The sequence below is a fragment of the Pseudarthrobacter sp. PS3-L1 genome (genome assembly GCF_030063285.1).
Lineage (GTDB): Bacteria > Actinomycetota > Actinomycetes > Actinomycetales > Micrococcaceae > Arthrobacter.
On record NZ_JASISU010000002.1, the window covers coordinates 687,183 to 713,144 of the forward strand.

A 25,962-nucleotide genomic window follows, 5' to 3' on the forward strand; every position below is an offset into this window, starting at 1 on the left:
GACTACTCCTCGCCGGTGGTTGCCTGCCCCTCCACCAGCTCACGGACAGCATCGATGAATGCGGTGCCACGGTGAGCGTAGGAAGAGAACTGATCCATGGATGCTGCTGCCGGAGCCAGAAGTACGGTGTCCCCCGGCCCAGCGATTCGTGCGGCTGCTGCAACTGCGTGGGACATCAGCGCTTCCCCTGATTCCGGAGCTGGCGCTGCAACTGATCCGCCGGTTCCGGCAGTCTCCATAGTTTCAGTGTGACCCGCGGATGCAGCCAGCACGGGGACATCTGGGGCGTGTCGCTGGAGTGCAGCCTGCAGGGTAGTGGTGTCGGTGCCAATCAGCACGACGCCTTTGAGTCGGGCAGAATGCTCCTGGACCAACTGGTCATAGCTGACTCCCTTGGAGAGCCCACCGGCAATCCAAACCACACTCCCAAAAGAAGCCAGCGCAGCTGCGGCGGCATGTGGGTTGGTGGCCTTGGAGTCATTGATCCACAGGACATCGTTGGCCCTTGCGACAGCCTGGATCCTATGTTCTCCGGGGTGGTAGCTACGAATTCCGTCACGCACAGCAGTTTCCTTGACGCCATATGCCCTGACCAGGGCGGCCGCCGCCAAGGCGTTCGCCACCATGTGTCTGGGTGCCATGCGGCCCAGGTCCGTCAACGCGGCAAGCTCTACTGCGCTGTCACGTCGCTCGGCAATAAAGGCCCTGTCCACCAGGAGCCCTTCCACGACGCCCACCATGCTCACAGCAGGAACGTTGGTGGTGAAGGCCACGGCCCTGCATCCTTCAACCACATCGGCCTCCTCCACCATCCGTTCGGTTTCGGCCTGTTCAGCATTGTAGATGCAGGCGGTCCGGGTGTTGCTGTAGATCTTTGCTTTGGCCGCGAGATAGGCATCGTATGAGCCATGCCAGTCAACGTGGTCCTGGGCAACATTCAGGCAGACACTGGCCTCGGGCGACAGGGAATGTGACCAATGAAGCTGGAAGCTGGAAAGTTCAACGGCGAAGGCATCGTACTCAACAGGATCACGCAGGGCGTCAAGGATGGGTGTCCCTACATTGCCGACAGCGATGGCCTTGAGCCCCGCCGCCTGCAACATCGATTCGACCAGGCCAACAGTGGTGGTCTTTCCATTGGTGCCGGTAATGGTCAGCCAATCGGCTGTCTTTCGGCCAGCCCGGACCCGGAGCCGCCACGCTAGTTCCACATCTCCCCACACGGGGATGCCGCGACGGGCAGCATCAGCCAGCAGTGGCTGGTCCGGACGCCACCCGGGAGACGTGACAACAAGGTCCGGAACCGTCCCGTCCACCAATGGAACCGACTCGATGTGCTCGGCCCCTAGGGGGACGGCGCGGGCGCCAACGATCATCAAGGTATCGGCCTGAGCCCGGGATCTGTCGGTGGTGGATGAATCCACCACCACGACGTCAGCCCCAAGTTCAATCAGAGTGTCAGCGGCAGCAAAGCCGGAAAGGCCCAGTCCTGTCACAACAACTTTCAGCCCGGCCCAGTCGGCATCCCAGCTGACAAGTCCATCAAGTCGTCCGGAGCTCACAGCAGGACCACCCATTCAGCGTAGAAGATCCCCAGCCCCGCCGCCACGAAAAGTCCGCCAAGAATCCAGAACCGGACTACCACAGTAACTTCTTGCCAACCCTTGAGTTCGAAGTGGTGCTGAAGGGGAGCCATTTTAAAGAACCGCTTGCCACCGGTGGCTTTGAAGTATCCCACCTGGATAATGACGGACAACGTGATGATGACAAAAAGGCCACCAATGATCCCCAGCAGCAGTTCAGTGCGGGAGAGGATGGCAAAACCGGCAACGGCTCCACCAATTGCGAGGGATCCGGTGTCCCCCATGAAGATCTTTGCGGGAGAGGTGTTCCACCAGAGGAATCCGACAAGGGCGGCACTGATGATAGCCGCGAGCAGTGCAAGGTCCATCGGATCCCTGACCGTGTAGCATCCACTGCCGGCTTCCTTGGCGGAACCACAGGCCTGGTTGCTCTGCCAGATTCCCATCAGCGTATAGGCACCGAAGACCATAATGGCGGCTCCGGCTGCTAGGCCGTCAAGACCATCCGTGAGGTTGACGCCATTGGTGGCTGCTGTCACGATCAGATTTGACCACAGAACAAAGAGAATCGCCCCAAGGACTGTTCCGCCAAAGGCCAGATCAAGCCATGGAATATCCCGTACTAGGGAAATCTGGGTCGACGCTGGAGTGATTCCGGCGCTGTTGGGGAAATTTAGCGCCATGATGGCGAAGATGATCCCCACCGCGGCCTGGAGGATCAGCTTGGCCTTGGCGTTGAGACCCAGGCTTCGCTGGCGAGAGATCTTGATGAAGTCATCCAGGAAACCGACCAGCCCCATACCTACCATCAGGAAAAGCAGGATCAGGCTCGAGGCCGACGGCCCGGCCGAGTCCGGGTTCAGGAGCCACATGACCAGGTGCGTCAAGCCGTAGCTGGCCACAACCGTCCCCACCACCACCGTGCCGCCCATCGTGGGCGTTCCTCGCTTGGTGTGGTGCGAGGTGGGTCCGTCGTCGCGAATGAACTGCCCGTAGCGTTTTCTTACCAAGAGACGGATGAACAGTGGCGTGCCCACCAACGCAAGGATGAGGGCCAATCCGGCACCAATCAGAAGTGCAATCACAGCTGGGCGCTCCCGTCATTTTCAGTGTGGATGGGTAAGAGGGCTGCTATCCGGTCGCCGAGCAGGCGCAGGCCCACGCTGTTGGATGATTTGAACAACACAAGGTCTCCAGCCACGAGTTCCCGAGCAAGGATCTCCTGGGCTTCGTCCATGGTCTCAGCAAAAATGCATTCATCGCCCCAGGAACCCTCCTGGACGGCGGAAACGTAGAGTGAGCGGGCCGCCTTGCCCACCACCAGGAGTCGCGAAATATTGAGTCGCACTACTTGCGTGCCCACCGCGGTGTGCTCCCTGATGGAGTCTTCACCCAGTTCAAGCATGGCACCCAGGACGGCCCATGTGCGTCGACCGCGGCCCAGGTCCGCAAGGGTTCGCAACGCGGCCCGCATTGATTCCGGATTTGCGTTGTAGGCATCGTTGATGATTGTCACGCCATCGGCACGTTCAGTGCGTTCCATCCGCCATCGGCTGGCCGGACCCTGGCTGCTCAACGAGCTCGCAATCTCTGCTGCTGGGATCCCCACAGCGAAGGCAGCAGCGGCGGCAGCCAGCAAATTTGTGACGTGGTGCCGACCAATCAGCTGGCTGGCCACCGGATACGTTTCGCTGTCCGCGGGGAAGACAAGATCAAAACGCGGCGTTCCGTCGGGGGCAGTGTCTACCGAGAGCGCCTGCACCAGGCGCTGGTCGCCGGTAGGCCCGCCGTCGGCCGCTGGACTGTTCTCGGCGCTGAAAGCAAGCACGCGCGCACCGGTGCGCGAAGCCATGGCCCACACCTGCTGGTCATCACGGTTCAGGATGGCCGTCCCGGCAGTAGAGAGGGATTCCACCAGCTCACCCTTGGCAACAGCGATGTTCTGCACACCGCCAAATTCTCCGGCGTGGGCGGATCCCACACAGAGGACCACACCAATGTCGGGTTGGACCATTTCACCGAGGTACCGGATGTGGCCGATCCCGGTTGCGCCCATTTCGATGACCAGAAACTGCGTATCGTTGTCCGCCCGGAAAATAGTCAGTGGAACGCCCACCTCGCCATTGTAGGAACCCTGCGGGGCCACGGTGGACCCGGTAGCAGAAAGAATTCCAGCCAGCAGATCCTTGGTGGTGGTTTTTCCCGCTGAACCGGTGATCCCGATAACCGTGAAGTCAAGCCCTGCGGCACCACGGTGGACACGGATCCGGCGCACCGCTTCCGCCGCGAGTGCACCCATAGCGAGCACGGCATCGGTGACCACCACACAGGGGACGGTAACACCGTCGATCGGGTCAACGTCGTGCTCCACAATCGCCAACGTTGCACCAGCTACAAGGGCTTGGCCTAGGAAAGCGTGACCGTCAGCGTGTTCGCCGTTTTTGGCCACGTACAGCGCCCCCGGAGTAACGTCCCGTGAATCCGTCGTCACAGATTCGGGGACAATCCCCGGGTCTGCCTGTAGGCGGCCATCAGTAATGTCGGCAATCTCAGCCGCAGTAAATGCAATCATCTCGGTCTAGGACTCTATCCGGTGGTTTTGGAGAACGGTGAATCCCCTGGCTGTCAAGGCCGTACGGAGCTCCACCCGATCATCAAGGGCAATATTGACGCCCTTGACCTCTTGCCAGACCTCATGGCCGCGTCCGGCAACAAGGATCGTGTCAGACTCGGTGGCGTGTTGTACTGCTTCGCTGATGGCCAGCTCACGGGGGAAGATTTCTTCAATACGAGCGGAAAGATGCTGGTCCATTTTGGCTTTCCTCGCCCCTGCCAGAACGTCTGCCCTGATCAGAGCGGCATCTTCGTCATGGGGATCGTCATCGGTGATGATCACCAGGTCTGCTAGTGACGCAGCAATTGCGCCCATCTCGGGACGCTTCCCCTGGTCACGCTGGCCGGTGGCACCAAACACGACTATCACCCGAGATCCCGGTTCGTCGGAGCGAACGGCTTTCAGCGCGCGCGCCAGTGCATCTGGATTGTGCGCAAAGTCGACGACAGCGGCAGGTGACGTGCTGATCAGTTCCATGCGCCCCGGAACTCCGACAGACAGGGGATCAGAGGCCTCCAGAGCCTTCTGAAGGTCATCTGCGTCCACCCCGGCGGCCAAAACCATGACAACCGCCAGTGCTGCGTTAGAGACGTTGAAGCTACCGGGCAGTCCGGTGTACACCTCAATCCGGACATCATGGGGCCCGCTCAGCACGAAGCTGCTGCCAAGGCCACGGGGCCTGACATCTGTGACATTCCACTGCGCATTGTGGTCCCCGCCATCTGTGCACAGCGTCATGACAGGAATCTCCGACTGCTGGGCGAGCCTCCTCCCCCAGGGATCGTCCACCGTAACAACGGCGACGCGCGCGTGTTCTGGAGTGAAAAGCGTTGCCTTGGTGTCAAAGTACTCGTCCATGCTGCCATGCAGGTCAAGGTGGTCCTGCGTGAGGTTAGTGAAGCCTGCAACATCGAAAACGACACCATCAACACGGTGGAACGTAAGTGCATGCGACGAGACTTCCATCGCTGCGGTATCCAGGTTTCGCTCCCTCATGAGCGCCAAGAGGGCGTGAATATCAGTGGATTCAGGTGTGGTCAACAGGCTGGGGATCGAGGCACCACCAGCGAGGATCTCGATGGTCCCGATCAGGCCTGCACTGCGCTGGAGCGAACGCTGTATCGCATTGAGGAAGTATGTTGTGGTGGTTTTTCCGTTGGTTCCCGTCACGCCAAAAAGCGAAGGGGCCGGCCCTGGCATCGATGTTCCATAAACTTTCGCGGCAAGGTTGCCCACCGACTCACGTGGCTCAGTGGTGACGACCAGGGGGATGCCCAGCGAAGCCTGACTATCCAGGGCATCGGCACCAGCCTGGTCCGTCAGAACGGCCGCAGCTCCCGCAGCCACCGCCTGTTGAACGAAATCGATTCCGTGCCTGCCAGCGCCGGGCAGTGCGACATACAGGTCACCGGGAAGGATCGTTCGCGAGTCGATGCTGATTCCGGTGATCAGCGTCGCTTCAGCATCCACAATGGCCGGAGTTGGCAGGACCCCTGCCAAGGTACCCAACTGCACGGGTGCGACCATGCTTGGCCGGAACGGCGATTGACGACCTGCCGTAGAGGGCTGTCCTGCTCCGGCGTCAGGACTGGTGGACTCAGACAAACGAATTCTCCGATGGTACTTGTAATGACTGGCACATTTTCCTGCTGGAAAACGGGCCCGGCGGACTGATTATTTTGCGTACTGCGGTAGCTGAGCAGGTTTTCCGGTTGACGGCTGGACGTTGTAGCTTCGCAACGCCTGGGCCATCACTGACCGGAATACAGGTCCCTGGGTAATTCCGTAGATATCACCCTTGGGACGTTGCAGTACCACCTCAACGATAAACCGGGGATCGTCCATGGGCGCCATTCCAACGATAGAGGCTGTGTATCCGCAGAAGCCTGAGGTGCCGTCATCGCACGGTGATTCCGAGGTGCCGGTTTTGGCACCTACCCGATAGCCGTCAATGGCAGCATCCTTGACCTCACCCTGCGTGACGGCGCTTTCAAGCATGTCCCTGACCTGCTGGGCCGAATCCGGCGAAATCACTTGGCTGGATTCCTTGGCTGGGGCTTTTTCCTCAGTACCGTCAGGGCTGATGTAGCTGTCAATGAGGCGTGGCTGCTGCATCAGTCCATCATTTGCGATGGCCTGATAAGCACGTACCGTCTGCAGGGTGGATTGGGACACGCCCTGACCGAACAACACCGTAAATTCCTGCCGGCCATCCCACTGGTCTGCGGGTGCAAGAATGCCGTTGGCCTGCGAGGGAAGCCCGATTTCCGGGGCCTCGCCAATGCCAAATTTCCGCAGCCAATCGTAACGCTGCTCCTTGGACAGGCGCTGGCCAGCCATGACAGTTCCCGTGTTCATGGACCAACCAAGGATCCCTGCAAGGGTCCGGTCTTCGGTACCGTGGGTGAACGAATCAGTGAAGGTTTGTCCGTTGACGGTGTACGACGGAGGAATAACGAACTTTTCCAGCGGGCTGGCCTTTCCCTCCTGAATCAGGGCAGCCATTGTGAGGGTTTTCTGAACGGATCCCGGTTCGTACGCTGCTGTAACAGAACGCACTCCCCGGTCCTCCGCAGCTACTTTTCCTGGATCGTTGGGGTCCGGTGCTTTAGTATCGGCCATTGCAACGATATTGCCGGTTTTTACATCCTCCACGACTATCGAGCCCCACTCGGCGCTGAGTTTATCCGCCTGGTCCTGGATGGCCTGCTGGGCAAAGTACTGCAGGTCTGAATTCAGCGTGAGTTTGACGTCCTTGCCGTCCTGCGCCGGGGTCAATTCATCGATTCCCACGGGAATCCGCAGTCCATCGGCACCGATTTCGAACAGTCGTTTCCCATCCGTTCCGCTCAAAACGTCATTCTGGGTTTGTTCCAGGCCAGCGATACCCGAGCCGCCCTCTTCGAGGAAGCCGATAATTCCCCCCGCGATCGAGCCATTGGGGTAGACCCTCTTACTGACCCCTTCGGAGACCACACCTGGGATCCCAAGTTTGGAGATCTGGTCCTCGATATCAGGCTTGACGTCCTTGGCGACCAGGAAGTATTTCTGTTCGCCCGTGACGGCGGCGCGGACCTCGGCGTCCTTCATTCCCAGGAGTGCTGCGAGTTCTGAGATTCCCTGGTCACGACTGATGGTCTCAACGGCACCACCTGATGCGTTGAATCTGTAGAACTCTTCCGTGTTCGTGTTCAGCACCTGGTCAACAGCGATGTTGTAGCGAATCACGCTGTTGGCCATCGCTGTGCCTTGGGAGTCGACGATGCTGCCACGTTCGGCCGGAAGAACAGACTCCCGCATGCGCTTGTCCAACGCAGCCTGCGCCATTCCGCCAACGTTCAGCCCCTGGACCAGAACAAGTTTTCCGCCAACCACCAGAAGAAGCGCGAGCATGATCCCCAGTCCCAGCCGAAGCCGCTTTGTGGGCCCGGCCAGCTTGGGGTTTTGGCTCGCGCGGCCAGTCTTACCGGTTCGTCCAAAAACTGCTGTGGTGTTGTTCTGGGCTTTGCCGGTTTTCTGCGCCACGGGGTTCCTTGCTGGTTGAGAAAGTGCGAGCGTACTGCGTTACTGCCCCGGGGTCTTCTGTTCCGGGGCAGGAACAGATCCACCATTGAGCTCTGGTGTCGGTGCGGCAGCTACCGCTGCCTTAGCCGGTTGTTCTGCCGGAGACCTGCTTTCGAGCGGATCGGAAGCACTGGCCGGTGGCACCACGCTGAGCAGGCCACCAACGGCGGGTGCCGGAAGGAGCGTCCCCGGCGCTTTGCCTTCGGCTGCGGGCGCAGCTTTGCCGCTGACGGACAGCGTTGAGAGGTCAATCTGCCCCTTCGACGTCGAAGCGACCATACCCAAGTCTGCGGCCTTGGCTGCGAGATTCTGGGGAGCTTCGAAATTTTGTTGCTGCTGTGTCAGGTCCTGGTTTTCCTTGGTCAGGGTTGCTTGTGTGCTGCGGAGGCTGACGAGCTCATACTGCGACGTAGAGACGGAGATATTGAGGACAAGAACAGTGACAAGGGCAACGGCTAACAGGGCGAAGCAGAGCACTACGAAGGGTGCGCGCCTCTTGCGGGGAGTCGATCGGACCAACGCCAGTGGAGTCCGCGGCTTACGCGCCGCGGTTCCGCTAGTCCCGGGGAGCGAACTGGACTGTCGGGTTGACCCGGAGTAATTAGGCGCTGCGGCGGTGCTCATGCATCTCTCCTGGCTTTGATTCTTTCAACAGCCCGCAATCGTGCAGATGCGGCCCTGGGGTTTTGCATAATCTCTTCGCCGGTAGGCACTTCGGTGCCTTTAGTCAGCATCTTCAACACAGCTTTGTGCTGTTCGAGTTCCACCGGAAATCCCAGCGGGGCGGACGACGACGAGCCCGCCTGGAAGACCCGTTTCACAACTTTGTCCTCTAGGGAGTGGTACGACATCACAACTATCCGGCCTCCGAGCGCAGTCGCATTCACTGCCGCGGGAACCGCACGCTCCAGCACGTCGAGTTCCTCGTTGACCTCGATGCGTAGCGCCTGAAACGTGCGCTTGGCGGGGTGACCTCCGGTTTTGGCCGCACCAGCAGGAACCACCGCACGGATGACATCAACAAGCTCGCCGGTGGTGGCAAACCTTTTCTCCGACCGAGCTGCGACAATCCGGTTGGCAATCCTCCCAGCGAATTTTTCCTCACCCCAGCTCCGGATGATTCGGACCAGGTCTTCTTCTGAATAGTTGTTGACCACATCTGCAGCCGTCTGACCTGCGCTGGTATCCATCCGCATGTCCAGGGGCGCGTCAAATGAATAGGCGAACCCCCGCTCCCGCTCGTCGAGTTGGAGCGATGAGACGCCGAGGTCCATGAGGACGCCGTGTACCTCGCTGACGCCAAGATCAGCGAGGACGTCGTCAATTTCGTCATAGACGGCATGCACAAGGTCGGTCCGGCCCTGGAAGCGTTCCAGTCGTGCGCCGGCCAAGGCCAACGCCTCCTCGTCCCGGTCGATGCCCACAAGATGGAGATCAGGAAAACGTTCGAGCATCGCTTCGGAGTGTCCGCCCATGCCCAGCGTCGCGTCAATCACGACTGGCTGGCTGGCACCTTTGCGAGCCGCTTCGAATCCGGGTGCCAACAAATTAATGCACCGGTCCCGCAGGACCGGCACATGGCGTTCAGACGTTGGCTTGTTCTGGTCTGTCATGCCGTAGTCCTTCCGGTGGGCGATCGGCGCAGTGGGAGTTGCTGGGTTTTCAGAGAAGAAGGATTGTGCACTGACGGCGGGTTCTTCAGCCAGATCCCCATCCGCACCACCCCTTGTCCGCTGGCCTGGCTCCGGGGAAGTGAGCCAGGACTGCGTTGGGGCGGGCGGCTGGAGGTCTCGTTCAAGAATCCGCCGTCAAGCCATACCGTCAGAGAATCCCAGGTATGGCGTCATCCGTCTCAGAGAAAGCTGTTTCCTTCTCAGCGAGGTATTCGTTCCAAGCCTGTGCATCCCAGATCTCCGCTCGGGTGCCGGCGCCAATCACTGCCAATTCCCTGCCGAGGCCTGCATACTCGCGCAACGCCGCCGGAATGGTGACGCGACCCTGCTTGTCAGGTACCTCATCCGAGGCTCCAGAGAGAAAGACCCTGATGTAGTCACGTGCCTGCCGCGAGGAGATTGGAGCCTCCCGCATCTGCTCGTGAACTCGGGCAAATTCCTTCTCACTGAAAACGTAGATGCATCGCTCCTGGCCCCTCGTGAGAACCAGACCCTCAGCAAGTTCATCGCGGAACTTTGCCGGGAGGATGATGCGGCCCTTTTCATCCAGACGCGGTGAATGTGTACCCAGAAACACTGGCTACCACCCGTCTGTCGTCAGGAACTGCATTCCCCTGCGTCGCACTACCCTCTTATGCCCTCCACATTACTCCACTTCCACCCACAGTCAACGCAACTCACTCCACACGTGCGCCTTTTGGCCCGCAGCGACCCTCCTCTGGCTGGGAATGACGGCAGGGGTGGAAAGTAGGGGTTAAAACAAAAGGACTCGCCGAAGCGAGTCCTTTTACGTATGGGGTTGCGGCGGTGAAAGAGCCGGTGATCCCTGGAGCATGTCAGGTCAGAGAATGTTTTCCCGGGTCTGTCATGGTGCAGTGTTCAGGGTGGAGTGGGTCAGGGTTGTCCGCGGCGTCGTTCGTCCCAGCGTTCTTCGAGGCTGCTCATAAAGCTGCTGCGCGGCTTCGCGGATTTGCCTGACCGGCCCGACGCGCCAGATGTAGCGGAGCTGCTGCGCATGGTGGCGAAGTAGACACCACCACCCATAATGACAAAGCCGAGCACACCAATCGGAATGATCTGGGTTGTAACGCCAACGAGTAGCAGGAGGATCCCGGCGAGAGTGCCGAGAACTCCAATCACCAGATGACGCGTGGACCAGGATTTAGCCTGGTCCGACCCCATGGAACTGGCGAATTTCGGGTCGTCTTCATGCAGTTGCTTCTCGAGCTGTTCAAGCAGCTTCTGTTCGTGCTCCGAGAGCGGCATCACGACCTCCTTAAGTAGGCCTACGTCAGGACTGTATCCAGTCCATGATTCTGCTCCGATAACGTCTGGTCGACTCGTTTTGTTCCCTGCAACTGCCAACAATGGTCGCTGCTGGGAACTCATCTTTACCAGCCGTGTTTTGCTGGCATGTCCGGTAGATCACAACGCTCGAAATCCCTATATGCATAAGGATAGATCGTTGGGGCATTATCTGAAAGACACAGTATCGGCAGCGGTGACCTATCCCCCGCCTGTCAGTCACGACGGGTGTTCCCCGGCCGCAAAAGCCTTGCTGGCAGCACTGAGCTGTCACCGAACCGCTGAGTTACCTGGTCCAGCACCTGCTCGGCGGTTCGCCAGTTGTCATCACGTCGATCCAAGCTCAGCTGCATGGGTGCCGTGGCCGCTTCCTCAAGCTGTTCAGCACGGACACCCACCAGCCGGACTGCCAAGGGCCGTGCCCCCAAACCATCAAGGAGCTGGACAGCCACAGCGTAGATCAGCTGTGCGCTGTCCATCGGGGCGTGGACTGTACGGCTGCGGGTAATAGACGAAAAGTCGGACCATCGCACCTTAATGGCTACCGTGCGAGCTACCATGCCAGTGCTGCGTAGGCGTGCAGCCGTTCGATGTGACAGCCGCAGAAGTTCCCGGTGCAGGATCTCCGTGTCCCAGGTGTCCGTTCCGAAAGTCTCCTCGGCGCCGATACTCTTCTCCAGGCGCGCGGGCGTCACGGACCGCGGATCCAGACCCCAGGACAATCGATGGACGTGCTCCCCTGTCGCTCCGAGTGAGCGCTTCAGGGCCGAGACAGGCGTGGCAGCAACATCGGCTACGGTCCGGATTCCCATGCGGCCGAGGACCTCAGCAGTCTTTGCACCGACACCCCACAGCGCACCAACCGGCAGGCTGTGGAGGTATGGCACCGTCTCCTCCGGCGTAATGACGAGCAATCCGTCCGGCTTACAGCGCGTTGAAGCAATCTTGGCCACAAATTTGGTGGCTGCAATGCCTACCGACGCGGTAATTCCCAATTCGGCCGCTACCTGCTTGCGAATCAACTCGCCGATCGCTGCCGGCGAGCCCAAACGGCGAACCGCGCCCGTGACATCCAAGAAGGCCTCATCAACACTCAGTGGCTCCACGAGGTCGGTGATGGAGCCAAAAATCATCATGATCTGGCGAGAGACTTCCTGATACAGCGCATGTCGCGGTTCGATGACGACGGCGTCAGGGCACAGGCGCAGGGCGACCACCATGGGCATGGCGGACTTGACACCAAGTGCCCTCGCTTCATAGGAAGCTGACAGCACCACTGAGCGCTCACCAGGATGACCAACAATGACGCGTCTTCGCTTGAGTTCGGGCCTTGTGCGCAGCTCGACGGAGACAAAAAATGCGTCCATATCCACATGGAGTATGCAGCTGCGCCGAAGCTCCTGAAGCCTGGCTTCTGGAGGCTGATTGTTTGTCTGATGCACCACGCCTGTCATCCTATGCCGCAGGACTGACTAAACTGGAGGCTGAATCCGGCAACAACTCCAGGAGGAAAGTCCCTGTGACGGTCTTAGGAAGCATCAAGCCGCCCCTTGCGCTCGCTGCCGCGTGTGTAGTTCTGGCTGTGAGTGCCTGTTCGCCATCGGCCTCGGACGTACCAGCTGTGTCGTCTCCGGCCACGACTGCCCAGACCCAGGCGGCGTCGCCCAGCGCCAATGGCCCAACAGCATCGGCAGTCCCCACGTCGCAATCAGCCAACGGCTCCCTTGTTCAGGACTTTCCCAGCACGCTCATTCCACTCATGCCCAGCGCAACAGTGAAATCCAGCAGCCTCCTGACACCAGGGGGGCCAGCTACAGCAGGGCTGGTAGGCGAAATCAAGGCAGAAGCGCCTGCGATCCTGGCGTTCTATACCCAGTCCTTCGAGTCCCAGGGTTTCAAGGCTGTTCCAGGGGACACAGTCGAGAAGATACCGTCCAAGGACTTTCTCCGAGGAGACAGCGAAACCATCAACGTCTCAGTCCAGTCGGAAGCCGGCGTATCAACTTTCACCATTGGCGCGACAGTTTCGGGAGATTCGATCAAATGAGCATTGCCGAGCAGCTGCGGCTGGAACAGTCCTCCTTCGTTGCAACGGTGGCTGGCGAGCTGACTGGCTTCCTATCCTCCCGGCAGTCGGTGATGTCCGGTATCTCCAGCGACATTGACCCGATCATGGATTCGATTTCAAACCTCGTCACGGGCGGCAAGCGCCTGCGTGCCCTGATGTGCTACTGGGGGTGGCGTGGAGCCGGTGGCGAGGAAGCGGCCCCTGAGGTTGTTACGGCCGGGTCTGCACTCGAACTGTTCCAGGCAGCGGCGCTGATTCATGATGACATCATTGACCGCTCAGACACGCGCCGGGGCGGAGCGAGCGTGCACCAACGATTCATGCAGCTTCATGATTCCCAGGGCTGGGCGCTGGACAGGGAACGCTTTGGCCACGCAGCGGCCATCCTCGCCGGGGACCTGTGCCTGTCATTTTCCGAGGAAGCCTTCACGGACATTGGGCCCAGAGCCGCCGCCGGAACGAGTGCACGCTTGATCTTCAACCTCATGAGGGCTGAAGTTATGGCGGGCCAGTACCTCGATATTTTGGAAGAGGTAGCTGGACCGGTCCGCGACAGGTCGGGGGCGGTATCAAGGGCGCAGTCGATCATTCGCTTCAAGTCGGCCAAATACTCCACCGAGCATCCTCTGGCGCTAGGTGGTGCACTGGCCGGGGCATCCAATGACCTGCTCAGGGGCTACTCCCACTTTGCCCTGCCGCTGGGCGAAGCATTTCAACTGCGGGACGACGTCTTGGGAGTTTTCGGGGATCCCATCACGACCGGCAAACCGGCCGGAGACGACCTTCGCGAAGGAAAACGCACGGTGCTCGTGGCACTCGCCATGGAACATGCAGCTGCAGACGAATCAGCGTTTATCGACAACCGGCTCGGCAGTCCAAACCTCAGTGACGCTGACGTGGCCGAAATACGCAGCATCATCGAAAACTGCGGCGCGCTGGAAGCCACAGAATCGTTGATTGCCGAATTTGGCGCATCAGCGTTCACTGCCCTTGACCAGCTGCCGCTCGACGAATTGACTCATACTGCCCTCCGACGTCTTGCCGAGGCAAGCGTCAGCCGGGCATCCTGAGCCTTAGTGCGGGCAGTCCACTGAAGGGCAAGCCGCCAGGGTCAGCGGCTATCGGACATACACCAGTGGCGCCGGACAGATCCGGCGCCACTGGTGTGTCTTAGATTCTTTATCCCAACAAAAGGCGTGTAGGTCCTACCACGCCAGGGTCTGGGCTCGGCGTCGAATCTCTGTCTTCCGGCCTTCGCGCAGGGCATCAACCGGGCGTCCACGCAGCGACTCATCGGCAGTGAACAGCCACGTCACAAGATCAGCGTCGGAGTAGCCTGCATCCGCCAGCACAACGATGGTTCCGCGCAGGCTGTCAACAACCTGCCCGTCAAGGATGAACGCTGCCGGAACGGACCGGATATTGCGCTCGCCCACCCGCAGGGCCACCAAAGACCGCTCCTCGATCAGGCTGTGCACCCGGGTAATGGAAATATCCAGTATCTCGGCAACATCCGGCAGGGGCAGCCATTCGCCCACAAGGCTCTCTACAGTACTCACAGGTCCTAGATTGCCATGTACCGGGTCCCCGCACCTATTTTTCCCTGATTCAGACGAAATATCGCTGCCTGAAAGCTGATGACACTGCGGCTCAGAATATTCCGATGTCATGCTGTGGCCAGCAGTGTTTGCATTGCGGAAGATTTACCAGACAATTATCAGGAACATCATTCGTCACACCAATAACTTAAGTACCATTGGTGATGTTGAATACCGTGAATCACATCACCCCCACCAGCTCGCGTGGCTGAGAAGAGGATCCACCCCATGACGATGACCCGATCGCCACTCCGGAACACCCGGCACAGCATTCCGGTACTTGCTGCCACGACCGCGGCTGCCCTCCCGGCAGTCATGCTGTCATCCCTGGCCCTTGCCCAGCCCGCCAGCGCTGATACTGCACCCCAGCACATTCCCTCGATGCTGCAGGCTGCCATCAAGGCCCAGAAGGCACAAACAGCAACAGTGACGTCGGCGCAGATTCCCGCAGCTTCAGTGTCAACTGCCATCCCTTCGCTCAGGCGGCCTGCCAGGAACGCAGCGCCCGCAGACTACACGGTGGTCCGCGGAGACACCGTCAGTGCGATTGCTGCCAAGTTTGGGCTGGAGACATCAGCTGTGCTCAACCGCAACAATCTGCAGGCAAACTCCCTGATCCACCCCGGCCAGAAACTGAAAATAAGTGGTGGCGAGGCTTCAGTTGCCGCATCAGCACCGGCCACAGCGGGCACCTACACCGTCAAGGCTGGCGACACCATGAGCGCCATCGCAGCCGGCAACGGCGTGGGACTGGCAGAGTTGCTGGCTGCAAACAATCTGGGCTCAAGCGCGTTGATCTTCCCTGGCCAGAAGATTTCCCTGCCAGGCGCAGCGGCAGTGGAAACTGAACAGGATTCCTCGGCCATTGCACCGGCAGCCAGCCAGACCAATCCCCTCGTGCCAAGCTCGTTCTTGGGCTTCACGTACCCCACAGCAGTGGTGGACTCTGCCAACCAGAACAAGAACCTTCTGAACGCAGCCCCTGTCCCCAGCCGTGATGAAATGAAATCCATCATCATCTCGACTGCTAACCGGATGGGGGTAGAGCCCTCCCTTGCTCTGGCCTTCGCTTTCCAGGAATCTGGCTTCGACCAGCGCGCTGTATCCCCTGCAAATGCAATTGGGACCATGCAGGTCATTCCGTCATCGGGAGAATGGGCCTCAGACCTGACTGGCCGCCAGATCAATCTGCTCGACCCCTACGACAATGTCAGTGCCGGAATCGCGATCATCCGCCAACTCCTTGCCACCAGCAAGGACCTCGACAACGCAATCGCTGGTTACTACCAGGGTCAGTATTCTGTTTCCACCAACGGAATGTTTGACGACACCCTTGATTACGTCGCCGCGATCAAGGCCCACAAGAGCACTTTCTAGGACTGATGAAACATTCCGGCCTTACGCGGCTGGCTGCACTGGTAACGAATAGGGCCCGAACCGCATGGCGGATCGGGCCCTATTCGTTACGGCATTAGGATCGTAGGGTGGATAATCTTGCGCCGGATGGCCTCCCAGGCTCAGTGGTGGACGGCCGCTATGCTGTCCGTTCCCGAATTGCCGTGGGCGGAATGTCCACTGTCTTCTTGGCCACCGACCTTCGCCTTGACAGGGATGTCGCGCTAAAGATCTTGCATCCCCACCTTGCCCATGATGAAAACTTCCTGGACCGCCTGGGCCGGGAAGCCAAGTCTGCAGCCAAGCTCTCCCACCCCCATGTGGTTGGCATGCTGGACCAGGGAAACGACGGCAGCACCGCCTACCTGGTGATGGAATACATCAAGGGCCATACGCTGCGCGATGTCCTCAACGACAAGGGCGCGCTGCCCACCCGATTGGCCCTGGCCCTGATCGACCCGGTCATTGAAGGACTTGCAGCGGCCCACGATGCTGGGCTGCTCCATCGAGACGTCAAACCAGAAAATGTTCTGATTGCGGATGACGGGCGCATAAAGATCGGTGATTTTGGCCTGTCGCGGGCCGTCACCTCGTCAACCGGCACGGGCGCCCTGCTGGGTACAGTTGCCTACCTCTCCCCCGAACTTGTCCTAGCCCAACCCGCTGATGCCCGCAGCGACATCTACTCCGCCGGCATCATGCTCTATGAAATGATCACAGGCCAACAGCCATTCCATGGCGACATGCCCATCCAGATTGCCTACCAGCATGTCAACGATGACGTTCCCCTCCCGTCCGCCATGGTTCCCGGACTGGCAGAGGAAATCGATGAACTCGTCCAGTGGTGCACAGCCCGGGATCCGGAAAACCGACCGGTCAATGGCGCAGCGCTCCTCAGCGAACTGCGTCACATCCGGACCAACCTTGTCGACGCCGATCTAGACGTGCAACCACCAGCGGCAAAGCCTTCCACGCCCAAGACACCGCGCCTTCCGCAGCAGCCAGCCAAGCGCCCGACGTCTCTCAGCTCCCAAGAAACAGAAAGCCTCCAACTCCCCACCCACCAGGACCAGACTGCCGTTTTTACCCGAGGCACTCTGTCGGCCACAGAAGCAATTACCGAACCAGATGCTTCGGGCGGGCACACCCAGGGTTTCCAACCTACGGAAGTCGTCAGTCGAGCGCAGAACAGCACCTCCGTCTTCCCGGACGGCCTGCCCGTAGGCGGAAACCAGCATCGCCCCCCCGGGCTTCCATCCCAGCAGGCCGAACATATCTATGGGGCCCGGCAACCGCACGTTGCGCACGATCATCCACCGCTGTCCCAACGGGCCCAGCGAAAGCTCGGCCGCGACGCCGAGCGCGCACGGTCCCGCGCAGCTGCTACACCGGCAAAATCCTTGCGCGGCGGACACCCTCGACGTCGAGGCATCATATGGGTGGTGGTGCTGATTCTGGCGGCTGTCCTGGCCACTGGCGCCGGCTGGTTCTTTGGGTTGGGCCCGGGCTCGCCCGGCATTATCCCAACGGTAGCGAACCAATCCAGCACGGATGCCTCACGAACCCTGAGTGATGCCGGGTTCCGCTTTGCTGCAGAGGAAGTATTCGATGACGACGTCGCCGACGGAACAGTTGTCGGAACGGCCCCTGCGGCTGGCGAGGAGATCCGGAAATTCGAACTAATTTCACTGTTGGTCTCTAAGGGGCCGCAGCTCTTTCCCCTCCCAACATTGACTGGGCGCACGTTTGAAGAAGCCAAATCTGAGCTTAATACTGCGGCCATGGCGCTGGGAACTGTCACCGAAGTGTTCAGCGAGACTGTCCCTGCTGGCGAAGTGACAGCACAGTCGCCTGCGGCGGACACTGCCGTGAAACGTGGGACGCCCGTGGAGTTGACGGTCTCCAAAGGACGGGAACCCATTGCGGTTCCGGATGTCCGAGGTCAATCGGAAGCCGCCGCCATCAGAGCCGTCAAGGCCGCTGGACTAAGCGCAACCGTGGGGAACACAGTTAACGACAAGACCATCCCCAAGGGTTCAGTGGTCAGCCAGACGCCGCCGTCGGGAACGCTTAATCGTGGCGACTCGATAGTACTGACGATCTCTGCGGGCCCGAAGTTGATCGAAGTGCCCAGTTTTGTCGGCAAACAGGCGACCGACGCCAAAAAGGCCTTGGAAGACCTGGGGTTCACGGTCCAGCAAAACAACATCCTCGGGGGTTTCTTCGGAACCGTGCGGGCCCAGGATCCGGTCGGCACTGCTGTCCCTGAAGGCTCGGTTGTCACCATCACAGTGGTGTAGCAACAATCACGTCACGCAGGTCAAAAGGAAGTGCCCGCCGCCAGAGCGATCTGGTGGCGGGCGCTTCCTACACCACGATTCAGGCAGCGGGCTAGTCTTTCGAGAGAGCCTCAGCTACCAGGAACGCCATCTCTAGGGACTGCTTGTGGTTAAGCCGGGGATCACAGACCGACTCGTAGCGGTCGAGGAAAGCTTCTTGGTCCACAGGATCTGCACCGCCGAGGCACTCTGCAACATCGTCACCAGTCATCTCCACGTGCAGGCCACCCGGGACCGTACCCAGCGACTGATGTACTTCAAAGAAGCCACGCACCTCATCCATGACGTCGTCGAAATTACGCGTCTTGTACCCGTTGGGGGACGTGACGGTGTTGCCGTGCATAGGGTCCGTGACCCAGAGTACCTGCGCACCGGAGGCAGTGACCTTCTCCACCAGCTGCGGAAGCTTTTCCCTGATGTTGCCAGAGCCCATCCTGGTGATGAAGGTCAGCCGTCCCGGCTCCCGGTTGGGGTCAAGTTTGTCTATCAGTCGAAGCGCGTCGTCACCGGTCGTCTTAGGACCGAGTTTTACGCCGATCGGGTTGCGTACCCGGGACAGGAAGTCGACGTGAGCGTGGTCCAGCTCCCTGGTCCGCTCCCCGATCCACAGGAAATGGGCCGAGGTGTCGTAAGGGAAGCCAGTACGCGAGTCGATTCTGGTCAGGGCACGTTCGTAGTCAAGAAGAAGCGCCTCATGGCTTGCGAAGAACTCGACGCGCTTGAGGGCCTCGAAATCTGCTCCGCAGGAATCCATGAAGGTAATGGCACGATCGATCTCGCGGGCGAGCGATTCGTAGCGGGCATGCGCCGGGTTGCTGGTGAAGCCCTTGTTCCAGTGGTGGACCAGGCGCAGGTCCGCGAACCCACCCTGGGTGAAGGCGCGAATCAGATTCAGGGTCGACGCTGAGGTGTGGTAAGCGCGAAGCATACGGGCCGCATCGTGCCCGCGGGATTCAGGAGTGAACTCGTAGCCGTTTACTATGTCACCGCGGTAGGCGGGCAGCGTCACGCCATCTCGAGTTTCATCATTGGAGGACCGCGGCTTGGCGAACTGTCCCGCCATACGACCCATCTTGATCACAGGCAGTGCCGCACCGTATGTGAGGACAACAGACATCTGCAAAATGGTCTTGACCCGGGCACTGATTCGATCCGCTGTTGCTGCCTCGAAAGTTTCAGCGCAGTCACCGCCCTGCAGCAGGAAGGCTTTGCCCTGGGCAGCCGCAGCCAGACGTTCCCGAAGGACATCAACTTCGCCGGCGAAAACGAGCGGTGGTACGGCCGAAAGCTCTTTGACTGACGCGTCAAAGACGTCCTGGTCCTGCCACGTGGGCTGTTGGGAGACAGGAAGGTCGCGCCAGGCATCCAATCCTGGATAGTCGGCTGCGCCGCTCTGGGCAGTACTGGACATGGAAATGGCGGGATTTGCGGATAGCTCAGTCACACTCCAAGAGTAATGGTCACGAGCGCACTAGCCCTATCCTGGCCATCATGCGGACGTTTGCGCCCTAGTTGTCCCTTGCGACCCGCGAATATCCGCCTCAGGTGCGGGCGTCCTACCCCGCCGGATGGGAATCGTCAGGGCCCTGGTCCGGCACCCGAGTGTCAGGCGCCGGAGTGACGGGCGGATCTGGGACGACAGGAGCTTTCCCGCTCAAACGGAGTTTTGCGACTGCCGCATACTCATCCACGTACTCCTGACCTGACAGCATCATGAGCTGGTGCATGATCTCATCTGTTGCGGAGCGCTGGATCAGCCTGTCCTCGGCCATACCCTCGTAGCGGGAGAAATCCAGTGGCTCCCCAAAAATCATGCCGATCCGGCGGATGTTCGGCAGCCTCTTGCCAATGGGCTGGACCTTGTCGGTTCCAATCATTGCCACGGGGATCACCGGGACGCCGGCTTCGAGGGCCAACTTGGCCACTCCCACCTTGCCGCGATAGAGCCTGGCGTCGGGGCTGCGCGTTCCCTCCGGATAAATGCCCAGCAACCCGCCCTTGGACAGCACCTCCATGCCAGCATCCAGGGATTGTGCTGAGGCCGCACCACCCGAGCGGTCCATAGGCAGCTGATTGGTCAGCCGGAAGAACAATGCCGTGAGGCGGCCCTTAACTCCCTTGCCGGTGAAATATTCAGATTTGGCGAGGAAAACGACTGGCCGATGGACCATCAGCGGCATAAAAATAGAATCTGAGAATGACAAATGGTTGGAGGCCAGGATGGCTGGCCCTTCGACCGGAACATTATCCAGGCCCTTGACCCACGGACGGAACAGGAGCTTCATGATGGGACCAAGGAAGACCCGTTTCATCACCCAATAGAACACGTGACGTACCTCTCCAGACGATGACCAGCACAACGCTGCGCTGGGCGTGTGCTCCAGGCAACCCACTCTAATGAGATTTGCTGCAAACAATGACACCATTGGACCATGACAGACAGCAGTGAACCCGGACAACCTGCCGCATTTAGTTATCCGGGTCACGGTCCCAACGCACGCATTGGAGTCGCAATCTGCCACGGTTTTACCGGAAGTCCCCTCAGTGTGCTCCCTTGGGCGCGACAACTAGCGGAGCAGGGGTTCGCGGTGCGCGTTCCCCTCCTGCCGGGACACGGAACCTCGTGGCTGGATCTGGCGCGGACTACCTGGCGACAGTGGCAGGGAACCTTTGCCGAAGCAACGGAGGAACTTGCCCGGTCTGTCGACCAGGTTTTCGTGGCAGGCCTTTCCATGGGTGGCGCCATAGCTCTCCACACAGCCAGCCAACATTCCGTAGCCGGCGTATGCCTCGTGAACCCGGGGCTCAGCTTCTACGACAAGCGCATCTGGGTGATTGGGGTACTCAAATTCTTTCAGCGGTCAGTGGTTCCGAAGGTCGAGGAGTGCTCCACGGCACCGGCGACGGCCGACGGCGACTACAGCCGTACGCCGCTGGCAGCGGTCCACGAACTCAAAAAACTCTTCTCCGCTAGCATCCGCGCACTGCCAGCGGTCACTGCCCCCGTCCTGGTGTTTAGGTCAGTGACCGACGACGTCGTACCACCGTCGTCGTTGGCCATCATCCGCCACGGACTGGCGGAGCGCCCGCGCGTGGTTGACCTGCCCAACAGTGGCCATGTGGCAACCCTTGACACCGATGCGAACGTTATATTCGCCGGCACCGTTGACTTCATCCGCCTCCATTCCAGCTCCGAATCCGCCCGGGAGACTCCGTGAACGCACGTCACGACCACAGTCCATTTTCGAGTCAGTTCAGCGGTAACGGTCCGTGCGTGGGGGTGGTCCTCTCCCATGGCTTCACCGGGAGTCCGCACGGCCTTCGGGATTGGGCGCAGTACCTGGCGGCCGCTGGGTTTGCTGTCCGGATGCCTCTGCTACCTGGTCACGGCACGTCGTGGCAGGAGCTCGGGCGGACCACATGGCAGGACTGGCATCGAGCACTGGACGAGTCCTATCTGGAGTTGGAGGGCACCTGTGACCATGTATTTGCCGCAGGACTGTCCATGGGTGGCGCTTTGGCACTCCGCTTGGCTGCCACCCGACCGGTCTCTGGAACTCTTCTGGTCAATCCTGGCTTGGTCATCGACGACCCCCGGGCGGCGTTTGCCGGGCTACTCAAATACGCGCTCAAGAGCACACCGCCCATTGCCAACGACATCCTGAAGGCCGATGGCGACGAGGGAGCCTATCCCAGAAGTCCCGTCGCCGCCGTGCACCAGCTGAGGCTACTGTTCAGGGACACGGTGCGGCTACTCCCCCGGGTCAGCTCACCCGTCCTTGCCTTCCGATCCACTGTGGACCACGTAGTATCCGATTCCAGCATGAAAGCCCTGAGCCTTGGCCTGACCCACGCCGCGCTTGAAGTGCGTCCCCTGGCCAACAGTTATCACGTGGCCACCATGGACAACGATGCTCCGCAGATCTTTTCAGGGTCTGTTGATTTCATCCGGCACCATATAGACCCAATCAAGCACGCGGGCGCCGTAAAGGTTAACCCACCACAATTGTTCCAGCAGGAAGATTCGCTCGATGACTAGCCCCGACTCCGACGCTGCAGATCAGAATTCCGAGTCTGATGATGCGGTCTGGCGTGATCTTGTCGCTAGGCTGCAGGGTGGTACTCCCCAGGCCACTGACGTACCTGTTCCAGGGACCACACCTGACGGCCGTTCGGCCACAAGTGAGCATTCCGGCGAGGGCCCGGGGGGCCATGTTCCAGCCGAAAAGAACCAGGGAGACCAGCACCCACCGGCTGCGCTGTTCCAGGATTTTGATCCGCTGGGCCTCGCAGCTCCCCACCCTGAACGCTCTCCTGACGGGCCGGCACCTGCGAACCCACGCGACTATGTAGTGGAGGACGAAAACGACGAGGGAATTTTCACTCCGGAGGATCCAGTCATTTTTGCGGGTGCAGAGCCAAAAGCCGTTCTGGCATGGGCTGGTGCAGTCGGTGGTCCACTTGCACTGGTGCTGATAGCGATGTTTTGGAGATCAGCTCCCCTGACAGCCGTGCTGGGACTTGTGGCAATCTTCATAGTCTCGGTGGTATATCTCATCAGCCGCCTGCCCCAGGAAAAAGACGAAACGGACAACGGCGCCCGGCTCTGATCCCAGCGGCACGCTGGCAACGCTCCGGACTGCCTTCTTCGACGTGGCTGTCGCTGCGGAAGGGTCAGCCGCGCAACCTGCTGCTGACACGCGAGAGGTCCGCCGCGCCGATCAACCCGGCGTTGGGGCCAAGGGCTGCAAGCTCGATTCCGGCAGCAGGGCGAAAGCCCCGCCCGGTCAGGTTTCTCGCAAAAGCCCGCCGCGCAGGTGCAAGCAGGAGGTCCCCCGCCGAGCAGAGGCCACCACCAATGACAAACAATCCAGGATCCAGCGCGGCCGCAAGGTTGGCGAGCCCGAGCCCCAGCCACTCACCAATGTCCTCAATAGCCTCGCGGCTCGCTGGATCCCCGGACAATGCCAGTTCAGTCACGATTGCTCCGGTAATGAGGTCCGGATTTCCGTCGACTGCCTTGAGGAGCTCCTGGGCGACCGGAGAATTCGCCTGGGCCAGGATGCGGGCTTCGCGTCCAAGCGCATTTCCCGAGGCATACTGTTCCCAGCACCCTCGATTGCCGCACTGGCACCGATGACCACCGGGCATGATGATCTGATGGCCAAACTCGCCAGCTACACCAAACCGGCCGCGTTCAATCCGACCATCCAGCACCATGGCACCGCCGATTCCCGTTCCCAGGGTGATGGCGACCAGCCGGCTCTCCCCTTGGCCTGCACCGAAACGCCACTCCGCCCATGCTGCTGCATCGGCGTCGTTGGTGAGATAGACAGGGCGTTTGAGCAGCCGCTGCAGGTTATCCCGCAGGGGCTCATTGCGCCATGCTAGGTGGGGGCTGAAAAGTACAGTTCCGCCGTCCAGGTCCATCCAGCCAGCGGCACCAATGCCGACCGATCGGATCCGGTGAACGGCACCAAGCTCCCGGACGAGTTCGACGATGACTTCCTCCACGGCTCGGGGGTCCCTGCCGGGCGTGGAACGCCTAGACTCGCTGAGGATATTTCCCTCCGCATCCACTACTCCGGCAGCGACTTTGGTACCGCCGATGTCGATTCCGATGGCGAGGCCACGGCGTCCGAGGTGGCGGTGCTCGCGGCCAATGGAGCTCCGGCGTATCCGCGCTCGGCCAGTCCTGGGCGCTCGTTTCCAGGGTGCAGGTCGCAGAAACGGACTGAGGTCGCTGGCAGCCGAAGACTCGTTCATAGTCATCCATTCTAGGTTGGCCCGTAACCCCGCCCGGCCCAAAAAAAGTCGGCCCAGTCACCGTAACCCCTTTGTTACCGGCGAGTAGGTGAGATACCGCACAGTGCCCAAGTCGGCGTACTAGGCTGTAGCGTACCCCTGCACGGGCCGATGGATATCAAAGGAGCTATAGTGCGCGAATTCAGTGTTCCGCCCCTGGTGGTTGTGCCCGCGGACAACAACATCACGGATCTGGTGCTTCGCCAGGCCGCCAAGCCAAGCAATCCTGCCCTGTTCTCCCGCCTCAATGACGCTGGCGAGTGGACGGACATCTCCGCCAGGGATTTCCTGGCCGACGTCTCGATCCTGGCCAAGGGCATGATTGCCAGCGGCGTGAAGCCCGGTGACCGGGTCGGAATCATGTCACGTACCCGCTACGAATGGGCGCTGGTGGATTTTGCCATCTGGTTTGCCGGAGCCGTCTCTGTCCCCATCTACGAAACGTCCTCGCCCTCCCAAGTTGCCTGGAACCTGGGAGACTCGGGGGCCGTGGCAGCTTTCGGCGAATCCGCACACCACGAAAATATCATTCGCCAAGCTGTGGACTCCGAGGGGCTCACAGACCTTCGGCATGTGTGGCAGCTCGATGGCACAGGGCTGGATACACTTCGACGTGCGGGGGCAACCACCACTGATGAGCACCTCGAGGAACGCCGTAGCAATGCTGGCCTGTCCGACATCGCGACGATCATCTACACCTCCGGCACCACCGGGCGGCCCAAGGGCTGTGAACTGACACATGGCAACTTCGTGGAGCTCTCGGACAACGCCCTCGCCATCATGGGAGGCATCGTGAACGAGAATGCCACGACGATCATGTTCTTGCCCCTGGCCCACGTTTTTGCGCGGTTCATCTCAGTTATGGCCGTTGCCGGTGGAGCAACTGTTGCCCATACCCCCGACATCAAAAACCTGCTCGGGGACCTGCAAAGCTACAAACCCACCTTCATCCTTGCTGTTCCACGAGTCTTTGAGAAGGTCTATAACTCGGCGCTGACCAAGGCTGAGGACGGTGGAAAGGGAGCCATCTTCCATCGGGCCACAGAGACTGCCATCGCCTACTCCAAGGCGCGTCAGGCAGGCAAGATTGGGCTCGCGCTGAAAGTAAAACACGCCGTTTTCGACAAGCTGGTCTACGGCAAGCTCCGGGCGGCCATGGGTGGAAGGGTTGACCACGCTGTTTCCGGTGGTGGGCCCCTGGGTGAACGGCTGGGTCACTTCTTTCAGGGCATTGGCCTGCAAATTCTCGAAGGCTACGGCCTTACCGAGACAACTGCTCCTATTACTGTTAACACACCCGCGCTGATCAGGATCGGTACAGTGGGGCGCCCGCTGCCCGGCAATGCGGTCAAGATTGCGGACGACGGCGAGATTCTCGCCAAGGGCGTCTGCGTCATGCAGGGTTACTACCACCGTGAAGATCTGACTGCAGAAACCTTTGACGCCGATGGCTGGTTCCGGACAGGAGACATCGGTCAGCTGGATGAGCAGGGTTTCCTGCGGATCACTGGCCGGAAGAAGGAAATCATTGTCACAGCTACCGGCAAGAATGTCGTTCCGGCGCAGCTTGAGGACCGAATCCGGGCTGATGCCCTGGTCTCCCAGGTACTTGTGGTGGGAGACAACAGGCCCTTCATTGGAGCGCTTGTGACGTTGGACCCCGATGCCCTGCCTGGCTGGCTGAACCGGCACGGCCTGCCAGCTGGGACCACTCTTGAGCAGGCAACGGAGAATCCCACAGTCAAGGCTGCGGTGCAGGAACTCATCACCCAGGCAAATTCAGCTGTCTCCCAGGCCGAGGCCATCAAGTCGTTCCGGATTGTCGCTGCGGATTTCACGGAAGCTTCCGGGCACCTGACACCGTCCCTCAAGGTCAAGCGGAACCAAGTGATCAAGGACTTCGATTCCGTGATTGCGGAGATGTACTCCGCTCCCCGTGCCTGACCCAACACCACCAGATACGCCTGGGGCCCCCTCACATCACAGTTCGCCTGAGATGCGAGGGAGCCCCTTCCTGC

Annotated in this window: 22 protein-coding genes; 8 read left to right on the forward strand and 14 right to left on the reverse strand. The window is 60.2% G+C overall.

Features of this window, described 5'->3' with window-relative positions; all coding sequences use genetic code 11:
• Positions 1–2: 2 nt before the first annotated feature.
• The 10 genes from murD to dinB all read right to left on the reverse strand — a co-directional run bounded on the left by murD (position 3) and on the right by dinB (position 12,193).
• A complete protein-coding gene (gene murD, locus QMG79_RS07560) occupies positions 3–1,577 on the reverse strand; it encodes a UDP-N-acetylmuramoyl-L-alanine--D-glutamate ligase (protein WP_283537943.1) in 1,575 nt (524 codons plus the stop codon).
• Positions 1,559–2,668 (reverse strand): phospho-N-acetylmuramoyl-pentapeptide-transferase, encoded by a 1,110-nt coding sequence (gene mraY / locus QMG79_RS07565; RefSeq protein ID WP_283537944.1) that lies wholly within the window; start codon positions 2,666–2,668, stop codon positions 1,559–1,561. The genes murD and mraY overlap by 19 nt, the downstream gene beginning before the upstream one ends.
• Complete coding sequence (locus QMG79_RS07570) at positions 2,665–4,155, reverse strand: UDP-N-acetylmuramoyl-tripeptide--D-alanyl-D-alanine ligase (protein WP_283537945.1); 1,491 nt, start codon at positions 4,153–4,155, stop codon at positions 2,665–2,667. The genes mraY and QMG79_RS07570 overlap by 4 nt, the downstream gene beginning before the upstream one ends.
• Positions 4,156–4,161: 6 nt before the next feature.
• Complete coding sequence (locus QMG79_RS07575; protein WP_502934710.1) at positions 4,162–5,802, reverse strand: UDP-N-acetylmuramoyl-L-alanyl-D-glutamate--2,6-diaminopimelate ligase; 1,641 nt, start codon at positions 5,800–5,802, stop codon at positions 4,162–4,164.
• 69 nt (positions 5,803–5,871) lie between these two features.
• Positions 5,872–7,632 carry a peptidoglycan D,D-transpeptidase FtsI family protein gene (locus QMG79_RS07580; RefSeq protein WP_283538046.1) on the reverse strand — a complete coding sequence of 587 codons (1,761 nt, stop codon included), beginning with the start codon at positions 7,630–7,632 and terminating at the stop codon, positions 5,872–5,874.
• 129 nt (positions 7,633–7,761) lie between these two features.
• On the reverse strand, positions 7,762–8,385 hold the full coding sequence (gene ftsL / locus QMG79_RS07585; RefSeq protein WP_283537946.1) for a cell division protein FtsL: 624 nt from the start codon (positions 8,383–8,385) through the stop codon (positions 7,762–7,764).
• On the reverse strand, positions 8,382–9,374 hold the full coding sequence (gene rsmH, locus QMG79_RS07590; protein ID WP_283537947.1) for a 16S rRNA (cytosine(1402)-N(4))-methyltransferase RsmH: 993 nt from the start codon (positions 9,372–9,374) through the stop codon (positions 8,382–8,384). The genes ftsL and rsmH overlap by 4 nt, the downstream gene beginning before the upstream one ends.
• 208 nt (positions 9,375–9,582) lie before the next feature.
• Positions 9,583–10,011 (reverse strand): division/cell wall cluster transcriptional repressor MraZ, encoded by a 429-nt coding sequence (gene mraZ, locus QMG79_RS07595; RefSeq protein WP_283537948.1) that lies wholly within the window; start codon positions 10,009–10,011, stop codon positions 9,583–9,585.
• Positions 10,012–10,328: 317 nt separating this feature from the next.
• The gene (locus QMG79_RS07600; RefSeq protein ID WP_283537949.1) at positions 10,329–10,700 is read right to left on the reverse strand and encodes an SCO2097 family morphological protein; all 372 of its coding nucleotides are present in this window, start codon (positions 10,698–10,700) and stop codon (positions 10,329–10,331) included.
• A 254-nt stretch (positions 10,701–10,954) separates the two neighbouring features.
• Positions 10,955–12,193: a DNA polymerase IV gene (dinB, locus tag QMG79_RS07605; RefSeq protein WP_283537950.1), complete on the reverse strand. Its 1,239-nt coding sequence runs from the start codon at positions 12,191–12,193 to the stop codon at positions 10,955–10,957.
• Positions 12,194–12,258: 65 nt separating this feature from the next.
• Here dinB and QMG79_RS07610 point away from each other — a divergent pair, with 65 nt between their 5' ends.
• The gene (locus tag QMG79_RS07610; protein WP_283537951.1) at positions 12,259–12,786 is read left to right on the forward strand and encodes a hypothetical protein; all 528 of its coding nucleotides are present in this window, start codon (positions 12,259–12,261) and stop codon (positions 12,784–12,786) included.
• Positions 12,783–13,877, forward strand: a complete 1,095-nt coding sequence (locus QMG79_RS07615; protein ID WP_283537952.1) for a polyprenyl synthetase family protein — start codon at positions 12,783–12,785, stop codon at positions 13,875–13,877. The genes QMG79_RS07610 and QMG79_RS07615 overlap by 4 nt, the downstream gene beginning before the upstream one ends.
• Positions 13,878–14,012: 135 nt before the next feature.
• Here QMG79_RS07615 and QMG79_RS07620 read toward each other — a convergent pair whose 3' ends face one another.
• Positions 14,013–14,366, reverse strand: a complete 354-nt coding sequence (locus QMG79_RS07620) for an Rv2175c family DNA-binding protein (RefSeq protein WP_283537953.1) — start codon at positions 14,364–14,366, stop codon at positions 14,013–14,015.
• A 267-nt stretch (positions 14,367–14,633) separates the two neighbouring features.
• Between QMG79_RS07620 and QMG79_RS07625 the strand changes: the two genes are divergently transcribed.
• Positions 14,634–15,782, forward strand: coding sequence for a LysM peptidoglycan-binding domain-containing protein (locus QMG79_RS07625; RefSeq protein ID WP_283537954.1), 1,149 nt, complete (start codon positions 14,634–14,636; stop codon positions 15,780–15,782).
• Positions 15,783–15,889: 107 nt separating this feature from the next.
• Positions 15,890–18,100 (forward strand): Stk1 family PASTA domain-containing Ser/Thr kinase, encoded by a 2,211-nt coding sequence (locus tag QMG79_RS07630; protein WP_283537955.1) that lies wholly within the window; start codon positions 15,890–15,892, stop codon positions 18,098–18,100.
• A gap of 91 nt (positions 18,101–18,191) precedes the next feature.
• On the opposite strand, the gene QMG79_RS07635 is transcribed toward QMG79_RS07630, so the two are convergent.
• On the reverse strand, positions 18,192–19,583 hold the full coding sequence (locus QMG79_RS07635) for a class II 3-deoxy-7-phosphoheptulonate synthase (protein ID WP_283537956.1): 1,392 nt from the start codon (positions 19,581–19,583) through the stop codon (positions 18,192–18,194).
• Positions 19,584–19,695: 112 nt separating this feature from the next.
• Positions 19,696–20,466, reverse strand: a complete 771-nt coding sequence (locus QMG79_RS07640) for a lysophospholipid acyltransferase family protein (RefSeq protein ID WP_283537957.1) — start codon at positions 20,464–20,466, stop codon at positions 19,696–19,698.
• Between the two features lie 105 nt (positions 20,467–20,571).
• Between QMG79_RS07640 and QMG79_RS07645 the strand changes: the two genes are divergently transcribed.
• From QMG79_RS07645 to QMG79_RS07655, 3 genes are read left to right on the forward strand one after another with little or no spacing between them, the layout of a single operon-like run.
• Positions 20,572–21,357: an alpha/beta hydrolase gene (locus tag QMG79_RS07645; protein WP_283537958.1), complete on the forward strand. Its 786-nt coding sequence runs from the start codon at positions 20,572–20,574 to the stop codon at positions 21,355–21,357.
• Entirely contained in the window at positions 21,354–22,178 is an 825-nt protein-coding gene (locus QMG79_RS07650) for an alpha/beta hydrolase (protein WP_283537959.1), read from the forward strand. Before QMG79_RS07645 ends, QMG79_RS07650 begins: the two co-directional genes overlap by 4 nt.
• A complete protein-coding gene (locus QMG79_RS07655) occupies positions 22,171–22,749 on the forward strand; it encodes a hypothetical protein (protein ID WP_283537960.1) in 579 nt (192 codons plus the stop codon). The genes QMG79_RS07650 and QMG79_RS07655 overlap by 8 nt, the downstream gene beginning before the upstream one ends.
• A 64-nt stretch (positions 22,750–22,813) precedes the next feature.
• Here QMG79_RS07655 and QMG79_RS07660 read toward each other — a convergent pair whose 3' ends face one another.
• Entirely contained in the window at positions 22,814–23,905 is a 1,092-nt protein-coding gene (locus QMG79_RS07660) for an ROK family glucokinase (RefSeq protein ID WP_502934720.1), read from the reverse strand.
• A gap of 171 nt (positions 23,906–24,076) precedes the next feature.
• On the opposite strand from QMG79_RS07660, the gene QMG79_RS07665 reads away from it, so the two are divergent.
• Positions 24,077–25,888 (forward strand): AMP-dependent synthetase/ligase, encoded by a 1,812-nt coding sequence (locus QMG79_RS07665; RefSeq protein WP_283537962.1) that lies wholly within the window; start codon positions 24,077–24,079, stop codon positions 25,886–25,888.
• Positions 25,889–25,962: the final 74 nt, after the last annotated feature.